Genomic DNA, 11,193 nt, shown 5'->3' with positions numbered 1-11,193 from the left:
AATACCAGATTTTCCTAAATCTGGTATTGGATAAGATATCTTATCCAGCCAGCCATCATCATTTTTAGCCATACTTGTAATTATTGATTTAAGATTAAAATTTAGTCTGGAAATACAGACTCTTAATTATTTTGGCGAAGGAAATCACGAATATTTCTTCGTCAGACTCTCTACTTTTACATCCTTTTTCTCTAATTTATCTCATAAGCATTAAATTTAAGTTCAACATTTATATTCAGAAAACTTATTATCATTTCATCTTTTGAAGTACCACCAGTTCTCGTTGTTCGGACAAGCTGTCATCCGCCTCCATTCGCTTTATCGAATAATTAATTCGAGAAGATATCCGTAGATAATCCAGGACTTGCGGTAACTGCCGATTATTAAAAGTACCTGTAAAACGGTATGAATTAAGTACCGAGTCCCGAATTTCAAAATCCACGTCATAAAAGTTAGCCAAGCTTTTCAATACATCGGGTAGAGGTGTCTCTTTAAAAATCAAACGTCCCTCTTTCCAAGCAATCTCACTTTCAACATCCACTTTTATAACGTCCAAAGTGTTATTCGACAAATCATAAATAGCTTTTTCAGCCGGAGACAAATTTCTTTCAATTGTCTCCCCATTTATATTTTTCGTTTCAATGTTAACCGATCCTGTTACTAAAGTTGTCTGTATGATATTATCATTTTTATAAGCCTGAACATTAAATTCTGTCCCGAGGACTTTCACTTTCATCTTGTCTTCGAACACACTAACGATAAAAGGACGCTCCGCATCATGTTTTATAGAAAAATAAGCTTCCCCTGATAACATTACCCGCCTTTCTTTTCCATCATTGGATAATGGATAAGAAAGTGTGCTTCCGGAATTCAAATAAGCGATTGAGCCATCGGGCAAGTCCAAACAAGTTCGCACGCCTCTATTCGCACAAACCGTTATTTGTTGCGGTGTAAGCATCGAAGACTTATGCAACAAAAACGAAATGACTGTCGACATGGCCAAAACACCCATAAAGCAAGCAGCAACAACTGAAGCCCGATATAGCCACTGTTTTTTTCTTCTATTATCTATTCGTTTTTTAACCTTCTTATAAGCCCACAAAGAATTACGTGAAGCAATACGTTCTTGAGTTTGATTGGCATAATAGATGCGGGCTATTTGCAATAAAGTTTTCTCATGCTCCGGATCTTCTTTCAACCAAATATCAATTTGTACCCGCTCCTCTTCAGAAGCAGTATTCCGGATGTATTTCAAAATAGCAGAACTCCCCGGATTATCAACCGTCATAGATGTCTTTTCTGATCTCATTCTATATATACGACAAATGCCAAGAGGAGTCACCCTAAACAGTTTTGCAAAAATATTCCGGAATTTTTACTTTGACCGAATTATATCTTTAAAAAAAATAACAAATCAATAGAGGAATAGCCAACTACATCGATTTTAAGAAAAAATGAACGCAAATTTTGGTACTGTTGACCTGGAAGATATAACCCGACATGGTAATCTATCTGTTTTTTTCCTACATTTGTCCAAAGATTATGAAAAAACGTAATTTTTAATTCATATGGTAGAGGGATATGGAAGAGAATGATCTGATAACTTTATTACAAAAAGGGGATGAAGATGCTTACAAACAACTATTTGTCAAGTATTACTCACCACTTTGTGAATATGCCTCCCAATATATTTCCGATGATGATTCGGAAGAACTTGTTCAGGAACTCATGCTCTTCATCTGGGAGACGAAAGAAAATCTCGTAATTGAGACGTCCTTGAAATCTTATCTGTTTATTTCCACTAAACACCGCTGCTTGAATGCAATCAAGAAAAACCAGTATCATGAACGCATCCATAACCAGATTTATGAAAAAATCAAAGATCAGTTTGAAGATCCGGACTACTATTTTGTCAACGAACTGACTGCAAATATCAGGAAAGCCATAGACGACCTGCCGGAGACTTACCGGGATACATTCATACTTAGCCGTTTCGGAGAAAAGACAAACGCACAGATAGCCGATAGACTCGGTATATCCATAAAAACCGTCGAGTATAGAATATCACAGGCTTTAAAAATACTCCGTCACAGTTTAAAAGACTATTTGCCGCTTCTCGCTTTTATCTTTTAATCAGCAGGGAGTCTATTTTCGACACCCTCATAAATGTTTCCGACGCCCCCATCAATATTTTCGAGGGTGGCAAAAATATTAATGACGTCCTCATTAACAAGTTTCCTGCTGGCCGAATGAAACACTTATTCGTTAATAAATCAAAATCCGCCCAAGTCTTGTTAAACTTCCGGGAGGCTTCCGCGTCTATCTTTTCGTACTTAATATCAGATAAGATAAAACAAAAGTTATGAAACTGGGAAGGTATTTTGCAATTCTGTTTTTAATTCTGTTGACTATGCCGGCATACGCACAGCGCGGCGGCGTAGATATCACCGGAGCGGTGGTTGAGGAGGGGACTAATGAACCGATCGAACAGGCGACGGTTCGTTTGCTTAGCGTAAAAGACAGTTCGATGGTCGGAGGTGTCGCGACTTCACGTAACGGGGCTTTCACTCTTAAGAATATTAAAAACGGCAGCTATCTGCTGCACGTATCGTTTGTCGGATTCGATCCGCTTTATCAACCCCTGCAGATTACGGGAAAGACAAATCCGGTCAAATTGGGTAAACTCGCCTTGAGCGACGGAGCGATCCAACTGGGTGAAGCAGTCGTGATCGGGAAAGCCCCGGAAGTGACGGTGCGCAACGATACGATGGAATATAATGCCGACTCTTATAAGGTAACGGAAGGTTCCATGCTGGAAGATTTGCTAAAGAAAATGCCGGGCGTGGAAATAGACAGTGACGGGAAAATCACCGTCAACGGAAAAGAGATCAAAAAAGTGCTGATCGACGGGAAGGAGTTCTTCTCCGACGACCCGAAAGTAGCTTCCAAGAACCTGCCGTCAAAAATGATCGACAAAGTACAGGTATTGGACAGACTGAGCGATATGGCCCGGATGACCGGATTCGACGACGGCGATGAAGAGACCGTCATCAACCTGACTGTCAAGCCCGGGATGAAACAGGGCTGGTTCGGGAACGCTTTTGCCGGCTACGGCAGCGAGGACCGGTATGAGGGGAACTTCATGGTGAACCGCTTTATCAACAACGACCAGTTGACCTTGATGGGAGGTATCAACAATACGAACAATATGGGATTCTCGGATCTTGCTTCCACCATGTTTTCAGGAATGGGCGGACCGCGCGGCAGGCGGGGCGGTGGCGGAGCCGGCAACGGTATCACGACTTCCGGCAATATCGGCCTCAACTTCAGTAAAGAGTTCAATCCGAAACTGACCGTCGGCGGCAACCTCCGGTATTCCCATTCCGACAACGATGCTATCAGCAAAAGTAACCGGCAGAATATCTTGCCCGGCGACAGCACCTCTTTTTATAATGAAAACAACAACAGCAACACTCGGAGCGACAATGTGGCCGCTGACATCCGTATGGAATGGAAGCCGGACTCGCTCACCCAAATCATCTTCCGTCCGAACTTCAGCTACAGCAACAGCCATAGCCGCGAGGGAAGCCGCTTCAACACCTTGAACGGCCTGCGAGACACAGTCAACGTCGGCGAATCGGACTACCTCTCCGATGGCGAAGGCTACAATGTCAATGCCACACTCGAATTCAGCCGGAAGCTGAACAGTGAAGGACGTGTCTTCAGCGGCTCTCTCTCGGGAGGCGCAAGCGATTCCTATAATAAGGGACTGAACTATTCCAATACGGAATACATGATGATGGCCGCCGGACAGGAAAACGAATTGATTGACCAGCGTTTCCGCTACGACAATAAAGGCTACAACTACCGGGCTTACCTTTCCTGGGTGGAACCGATCGGGCATAACAACTTTATCCAGGCGACCTACAGCATCCGCCAGAACAAACAGGAGTCACTGAAAAACTCCTACACGCGGGAAGAGGGCAGCGACGACTATAATCTGCTCGATACGGCCTACAGCAAGAGCTACCGGAATAACTTCATCAACCAGCAGGTCAGCCTTGCATTCAAGGCAGTCCGTGCCAAATACGATTACACGGTCGGTCTGACAGTGGACCCGTCACACAGCACAAGTGAGAATTTCGTAGGTGACACGACACTATCCAAACTGTCGCGCAACGTTGTGAACCTCTCACCGATGGTTCGCTTCAACTACAAGTTCGACAAACGGACAAATCTCCGCATTAACTACCGCGGCCGGACCAGCCAGCCCAGTATGACGCAGTTACAGCCCGTTGCCGATATATCCGACCCGCTGAACACGACAATGGGTAATCCGGACTTGAAACCGACCTATACAAACAACCTGTCCGCCCGCTTCCAGAAGTTCATACCTGAGAAGCAAACGGCTATGATGATGATGTTGAACTTCAACTATATAATCAATGACATCGTCAACAAATCCGTCTATGTCGGAAATACCGGTAAGAAAATGACGACGTATGACAACGTGAACGGAAATTACAACGGTAACCTCCGCATCCTGTTCAACACCCCGCTCAAGAACCGGAAATTCTCGATCAACTCGATGACGATGGGCTCTTATGCCAACAGTAACGGGTTCATCAACGACGAAAAGAATACGAATAAGAACCTTGTTTTGATGGAACGCGCCGGTATCGACTTCCGTTCCGACTATCTGGACCTTGGACTGAACGGCAACATCCGCTACAACGGGACGCAGAACTCACTTCAGGGACAAAGTGATCTGAACGCTTTCAACTATGGGCTGGGGGGGACAACTACAATCTACCTCCCGCTCGATTTCAAGGTTGAAAGCGACATCACCTGGTCGACAAACTCCGGATATTCAGACGGATTCAAGCAAAAGGAAGTGCTATGGAATGCCTCCGCCTCCAAATCATTCCTGAAAGGGAAGCAGGCAACGCTTCGTTTCAAGATATACGATATCCTGAAACAACGCAGCAATATCTCTCGCAGCGTAACCGCCAGCTATACGCAGGATACGGAGTATAACACGCTAAGCAGCTACTTTATGGTGCATCTCATCTACCGCTTCAGCGTCTTTAAAGGTGGTGCCAGCATGAACGACGTACAGGGACCGGGCGGAAGAGGCCCGCGCCATGGTGGCCCGGGTGGAAGGTTCTAATAAATCCGTTTCAAAAAGATGCCGTCCTTTTCTCAGAAAGGGCGGCATCTTTTATATAAATGGACAGCATCTTTTTCGTCAAAGGACAGGACGTTTTCAATATGCCATTGTCAGAAGTGAGAAAGGAAAACCCGAAGGAGTGACGGCTCGAGGAGGACGGGATAAATCAAACCGTAGAGTGCACCGTAGAAGTGGGCATTATGATTGATGTTATCACCTGCCCGCTTCGCCATATACTGGCAATAGGCCAGATAAAGCACACCGAAGATAATACCCGGTATCGGCAGCACGGCAAAAAACAGAATCTTCCCCCAAGGGTTTAATAAGATAGAGGAAAACAGAACAGCCGAAACTGCTCCCGAAGCTCCTATCGAGACGTAATAAGGATCATTGCGACGGCGGATCAGGTCGTAAATCGAAGCTGCGACCATTCCACCGAAGTACAGTCCCAAGTAACCGCCCGTACCGAGTCCCATATAACGGAAAGCACTCTCCATATACGTCCCGAACGACCAGAAGGTAAACATGTTCACAAGCAAGTGTGTCATGTCGGCATGCACAAAGCCATGTGTGATCAGCCTGTACCATTCATGATTATGAACCGTGCGGTAAGGGATGAAAGCCAACTTCCGGAACAACTCCTGGTTGCCGAAGCAGATGTAGGACACGACAACCGTAATCCCGATAATAATATAAGTAATCATAACCTGTTCAATATTTAATGGCGGCAAAAGTAGTAAAGATTAAACAATGTTTCCCCTATATAGGTTACAAAAACAATGCTTTAGCATTTGCTATTTCCGTTTTAGCTTCCTATCTTTACAAATTACAACATACTGACAGAAACAGAAACATCCGGAATGCTGGCACTTATACACATACATATACAATGGATAGTGGGGATAATATTTATCATATTATATTGCGTCACTATTCTGGGACTGGTGCTGGTTATCATCACTGAAAACCGGAACCCGCTGAAAACGATTCCCTGGGTAGTCGTACTGCTACTTGCCCCCGGCGTCGGGATCATCTTCTATTTCTTCTTCGGGCAGGACAACCGGAAACAGCGTATCATCTCGCGCCGCACCTACAAGCGCATCATGAAACGGCCTCAGGGAGGGAAACTCCCACAGGACAGCTGCTCTGTCCCCGCCCCCTACCAGCCATTAGTCACGCTATTGACAAACAGCAACCAGTCGTCCCTGCTCTACGGTAGCAACATCACGATCTATACGAACGGGACGGACAAGTTTCGCGACTTGCTGGAAGAGCTTGCCAAGGCAACACATCACATCCATATCCAATACTACATTTTCTGCGATGATGAGATCGGGAACAAAGTAAAGACGTTGTTAATGGAAAAGGCACGGGAGGGCGTCGAAGTACGTCTCCTCTACGACGATGTGGGCTGCTGGAAAGTAAAAGATAAGTTCTTCAATGAGATGAAGGATGCAGGTATCGAAGTTAACGCCTTCCTGAAAGTAGCGTTCCCGGTCCTGACCAGCAAGGTGAACTACCGGAACCACCGGAAGATTGTCGTCATAGACGGCAAAGTAGGTTTTATGGGTGGCATGAACATTGCAGACCGTTACACGAAAGGAACGGATTGGGGAACATGGCGGGACACACATTTCAAGATCACAGGAAGAGGTGTACACGGATTGCAGGCTGCTTTCCTGATCGACTGGTACGTAGTCAGCAAGAAACTTCTGAACGATAAGATATATTATCCGCTCGTCCCGGTCTATTCGGATGACAACATCATGCAGATATGCACCAGCGGCCCCGTCGGGCAATGGCGCACATTGCTGCAGGCCGCCATCTTCACGATTGCCAACGCCAAGAAGTATGTATTTATCCAAACGCCCTATTTCCTGCCGACCGAAGGACTCAACCAGGCTTTGCAGATAGCAGCCTTAGGTGGCGTGGACGTACGCCTGATGCTTCCCAAACGCTCGGACACGCGCACGGCAAACATGGCAACACATTCTTTTATCGATGAAATGGTAAAGGCGGGCGTAAAGGTTTATTTCTATAAACCGGGATTCCTGCATTCAAAGTTGTTAGTGACGGACGATGCGCTCACTTGCATCGGTTCCGCCAATATGGACTTCCGCAGTTTCGAACACAACTTCGAGATCAATGCATTTGTTTACCAACCTTCCTTTGCCCGGCAGATGAAAAAGGTATTCATGCACGACATGCACAGCTGCGAAAGACTGGTCCCGTCACGCTGGCTCAAACGCCCGCGCAAGCAACGCTTAGCCGAGTCGTTTATGCGTCTCTTTTCTCCTCTTCTTTGATAAATATAGAAAAGTTCACCGAGCCATAGACACGGTGCTGGTAGAAGTAAGGCAAACCGGAGAAGTCATTTGTCTTCGGATGCTCCATCACGAAGACTCCTCCGTCACGCAACAAGTCACGTTCAAAAACCAATCCCGGCACTTCCGGCAATTCTTTTAAAGCATAAGGTGGATCGGCAAAAATAAAATCAAAGCTCTTTGCCGGGGCGGAATGCAGATAACGGAAGACATCGCCCCGAATCAGGTGCAACGATTCCGTTTTCAATTCCTTGGCTACTTTGGCGATAAAAGAGGCATGCGCATTGTTCTTCTCGACAGCCGTCACGCTGCGACATTCGCGTGAAAGCAGCTCAAACGAGATACTCCCCGTTCCGGCAAACAGGTCGAGCGCATCCAACCCTTCAAAGTCGATATGGTTGGAAATAACATTGAAGATATTCTCTTTGGCAAAGTCCGTCGTCGGACGGGCACTGAACGTAGACGGGACATCAAAACGACGCCGTCCGTATATTCCACTTATAATTCGCATAATGATAAGGCAATTAGATCCAACGGAGCCAGTATCACCTCCGGCCCCATAAGATAGGCTTCGGAAGGAATCTCCAGCGGATCAATATATTGTAAATAATTCCGCAACGTATTCGTGATATTGCTGCGCAAGGCTGCTTCACCGAAAAGGCGCAACTGATCTTTTTGCTGATCCATTCCGGTCTGCTTCCATACATATAATATATAATATAAAATATCGTCCGGATGTTCATACTCGAACGAGTTGACGAAAAGCAGGTTCCCTTGTGCATAGCATGCCACATCCATCCTCCGGCGATGCAACACGGCATACAACTGGCGTGGCAGGCGCGTACGGCTCTGCTTCTTCCACAAAGAAAGCAGCGGGGTGACATGATGAACGAAACGGGGGTTGATCAACGAGCGGGAACAAAACTCATAGACTTCCTCATCTACTCCGAATATCAGTTCGGCCTGCTCGTCTTTCAGTTCATTACTCAGACAATGCCCTTCCGGCGAGGAAAAAGTAAACGCCAACAACTCCGCTTTCTGCTTTTCCAGAAAGACTTCTTTCGGGACAAGCGTATATTGGGGAGATGCACAAAGCACATTGACCTGCTTATAAGACCAGGTCAGGAAATCATTCTCGAAGAAACATTCCTTCAGGGAAGAGAAATACGGTTTAGCCCGGTCAAACTCAACGTCTCTATACAAGAAACTTTCGCTCACCGAAGGACTGTATGCGGAAAAAGAAAGTCCACCCGACCGAAGCCGGATGGACATTATATAACTTTCCGAATAATCTGCTGTTAACTTATCAGATACGTCGATAGCCATAGGCTGTCATTAATCTTCCCAGTTACCTGCGTTGTTATTGATTTCTTCAATAGAACCGACACGCAGACCCGGATATTTGTTCATCTTTTCGGCTTTATCCTTCAAGTTGTAAACCAACTGTTTGTCCAGATCGCCCAGATAGTCGTCATACAGAACACCGCACTGGAATACTTTCACTGTATATCCGGAACCGGAAGTCAGTGTAGCCGTATCCATTGAGAACTGCACGCTTGTTCCCGGCACGTTACGCATGTCGTCTACATTATAACTGCTACCAAACAATGTATCCACTGCAGTTACCCAGTTGGTATCACGTCTGATCAAACCTTTCTTCACGGCTTCTTTTTCTGTCATACCTTTCTCGAGCTGTTCGTCAGTCAATACACCTTCCTTAATCAAGAACGGTATTTTCTCGTTTTTTAAGAACTTACTCAGTTCATCGAAATTTGCTGCGTGCACCTTGTGAAGGTTCTTATACTCGATCTGAGCCTTACGGATATCGATCAGGCGCGCCTTGATTAAAGTTTCACGACGATCCCTTTCTTCTTTAAACTCGATCGGACCCATAATACTTCTGTAACACATGTACACAAGCAGTAATACTGCCACAGCCAATAAAATCTTTAATGTAACTTTCATGGTTTATATTGTTTTTTGAATTTATTTCGTTCGGCAAATTTAAAAAAGAATATTTAATACACTACCTTTATCGCGAAAATTATTGCGATCAAAATGATAAATAGTTATTTAAGCCGCCAAATTACACAAAATTTCCCATATAATCCGACCGAAGACCAGTTTTTAGCATTAAACAGGCTGACTGATTTCCTGCTTTCGGAAGAGACGGATTCGCTGCTATTGCTAAAAGGATATGCAGGAACGGGAAAAACTTCGCTGGTCGGCGCACTGGTGAAGACGATGGCGGAACTCAAGCAAAAAAGTATTCTTCTGGCTCCGACCGGGCGGGCGGCAAAGGTCTTTTCCGGTTATGCCGGACAGAAAGCCTACACGATCCATAAAAAAATATACCGCCAGAAAGCGTTCTCCAACGAACCGACAGGCTTCCATCCGGCTGACAACCTGCACAAAGACACGTTATTCATCGTTGACGAAGCCTCCATGATCGCCAACGACGGGTTGGACTCGTTCGTCTTCGGAACGGGACGTCTGTTGGACGACCTGATCCAATATGTCTACTCCGGCGAGAACTGCCGGCTGATCCTGATGGGCGACGTGGCGCAGCTCCCTCCTGTCATGCAGTCCGAAAGCCCCGCTCTCAGCCGGCAAGTCCTGCAGGGATACAATCTGAAAGTAGAGGAAATCACGCTTACCCAGGTGGTCCGCCAAAGTGAAGACTCCGGAATCCTGTTCAATGCCACCCGCCTCAGGGACGCCTTACGGAACGATGCGGTGGAAATATTTCCCAAGCTCCGGCTGAAAGGCTTTACCGACTTCAGGAAGGTGAACGGAGACGAACTGATCGAAGAGATATCTTCCGCCTACAGCCGGGATGGAATCGAGGATACCATGATCATCTCCCGCTCCAATAAGAGGGCTACCATATATAATAACGGCATCCGTAACCGTATCCTCTACCGCGAGGAGGAACTTTCGTCCGGCGACCGCCTGATGGTGGCCAAAAACAACTATTTCTGGACGGCGGATTGCAAGGAGATGGACTTTATCGCGAACGGCGAGATCGTGCAGGTGCTCCGCGTACGAAGGACGTACGAGCTTTACGGTTTCCGCTTCGCAGACGTACTGGTCCGTTTTCAGGACTACGATCTCGAGATGGATGTCAAAATCCTGCTCGACACGTTGCAGACAGACGCGCCTGCACTACCGAAAGAGATGAACGACAAACTGTTTTACACCATCCTTGAAGATTACGACGACATACCGACAAAGGCGGGCAAGATGAAAAAGATGAAAGCCGACCCGCACTACAACGTCCTGCAAGTCAAGTTTGCCTATGCCGTCACCTGTCACAAGGCACAGGGCGGACAATGGATGAACGTTTTCCTGGATATCGGCTACATCACCGAGGAGATGCTGGGCGAAGATTTTTATCGCTGGCTCTACACTGCCTTTACACGTGCGACTCACCGGCTCTATCTGGTCAACTTGCCGAAAGAGTTCGAAGAATAATAAACGACGAAGCCCCGGAAGTGTTACCATCTCCCGGGGCTTGTTTTTGTTTCGGCAGAGTCTGTTTGGTATTTCCGTGTGCATCGAAGAACACCCCGTTAAATCATCATTTGTTTCACATCTGGCAAAAAGTGAATCAATAACGGGTAAACATCGGTCCTCTATTGCATGTCACAGCTGTATTCTTTTCATGTTACAATTGTCTTCCTTCTATGTTACAGTTGG

At 46.1% G+C, this 11,193-nt stretch carries 9 protein-coding genes; 4 read left to right on the top strand and 5 right to left on the bottom strand.

What is annotated here, in order from left to right:
- Nucleotides 1–250: 250 nt before the first annotated feature.
- Complete coding sequence (locus tag DWU89_RS10840) at nt 251–1,288, bottom strand: FecR family protein (RefSeq protein WP_244205891.1); 1,038 nt, start codon at nt 1,286–1,288, stop codon at nt 251–253.
- A gap of 293 nt (nt 1,289–1,581) precedes the next feature.
- Between DWU89_RS10840 and DWU89_RS10835 the strand changes: the two genes are divergently transcribed.
- Both DWU89_RS10835 and DWU89_RS10830 read left to right on the top strand, forming a co-directional pair.
- On the top strand, nt 1,582–2,133 hold the full coding sequence (locus tag DWU89_RS10835; RefSeq protein WP_115499665.1) for an RNA polymerase sigma-70 factor: 552 nt from the start codon (nt 1,582–1,584) through the stop codon (nt 2,131–2,133).
- Between the two features lie 229 nt (nt 2,134–2,362).
- Entirely contained in the window at nt 2,363–5,170 is a 2,808-nt protein-coding gene (locus DWU89_RS10830) for a TonB-dependent receptor (RefSeq protein WP_115499664.1), read from the top strand.
- 110 nt (nt 5,171–5,280) lie between these two features.
- Here the strand turns inward: DWU89_RS10830 and DWU89_RS10825 are convergent, their stop codons facing one another.
- Nucleotides 5,281–5,874 (bottom strand): rhomboid family intramembrane serine protease, encoded by a 594-nt coding sequence (locus tag DWU89_RS10825; protein ID WP_115499663.1) that lies wholly within the window; start codon nt 5,872–5,874, stop codon nt 5,281–5,283.
- A gap of 156 nt (nt 5,875–6,030) precedes the next feature.
- Here DWU89_RS10825 and cls point away from each other — a divergent pair, with 156 nt between their 5' ends.
- A complete protein-coding gene (gene cls, locus DWU89_RS10820) occupies nt 6,031–7,476 on the top strand; it encodes a cardiolipin synthase (protein WP_115499662.1) in 1,446 nt (481 codons plus the stop codon).
- On the opposite strand, the gene DWU89_RS10815 is transcribed toward cls, so the two are convergent.
- From DWU89_RS10815 to DWU89_RS10805, 3 genes are read right to left on the bottom strand one after another with little or no spacing between them, the layout of a single operon-like run.
- The gene (locus DWU89_RS10815) at nt 7,448–8,005 is read right to left on the bottom strand and encodes an RsmD family RNA methyltransferase (RefSeq protein ID WP_115499661.1); all 558 of its coding nucleotides are present in this window, start codon (nt 8,003–8,005) and stop codon (nt 7,448–7,450) included. The two genes, cls and DWU89_RS10815, sit on opposite strands and share 29 nt — an antisense overlap.
- Nucleotides 7,993–8,820, bottom strand: coding sequence for a DUF3822 family protein (locus DWU89_RS10810; protein ID WP_115499660.1), 828 nt, complete (start codon nt 8,818–8,820; stop codon nt 7,993–7,995). The genes DWU89_RS10815 and DWU89_RS10810 overlap by 13 nt, the downstream gene beginning before the upstream one ends.
- A 9-nt stretch (nt 8,821–8,829) precedes the next feature.
- Nucleotides 8,830–9,459 (bottom strand): hypothetical protein, encoded by a 630-nt coding sequence (locus DWU89_RS10805; protein WP_115499659.1) that lies wholly within the window; start codon nt 9,457–9,459, stop codon nt 8,830–8,832.
- A 93-nt stretch (nt 9,460–9,552) separates the two neighbouring features.
- On the opposite strand from DWU89_RS10805, the gene DWU89_RS10800 reads away from it, so the two are divergent.
- Nucleotides 9,553–10,968, top strand: coding sequence for an ATP-dependent DNA helicase (locus DWU89_RS10800; protein ID WP_115499658.1), 1,416 nt, complete (start codon nt 9,553–9,555; stop codon nt 10,966–10,968).
- The last annotated feature ends 225 nt before the right edge of the window (nt 10,969–11,193 follow it).

The organism is Parabacteroides acidifaciens (assembly GCF_003363715.1).
In the GTDB taxonomy this organism is placed as follows: Bacteria; Bacteroidota; Bacteroidia; order Bacteroidales; family Tannerellaceae; genus Parabacteroides; species Parabacteroides acidifaciens.
The sequence above is the reverse complement of the archived record's forward strand: the minus strand, read 5'-3'. Positions and strand labels throughout refer to the sequence as shown.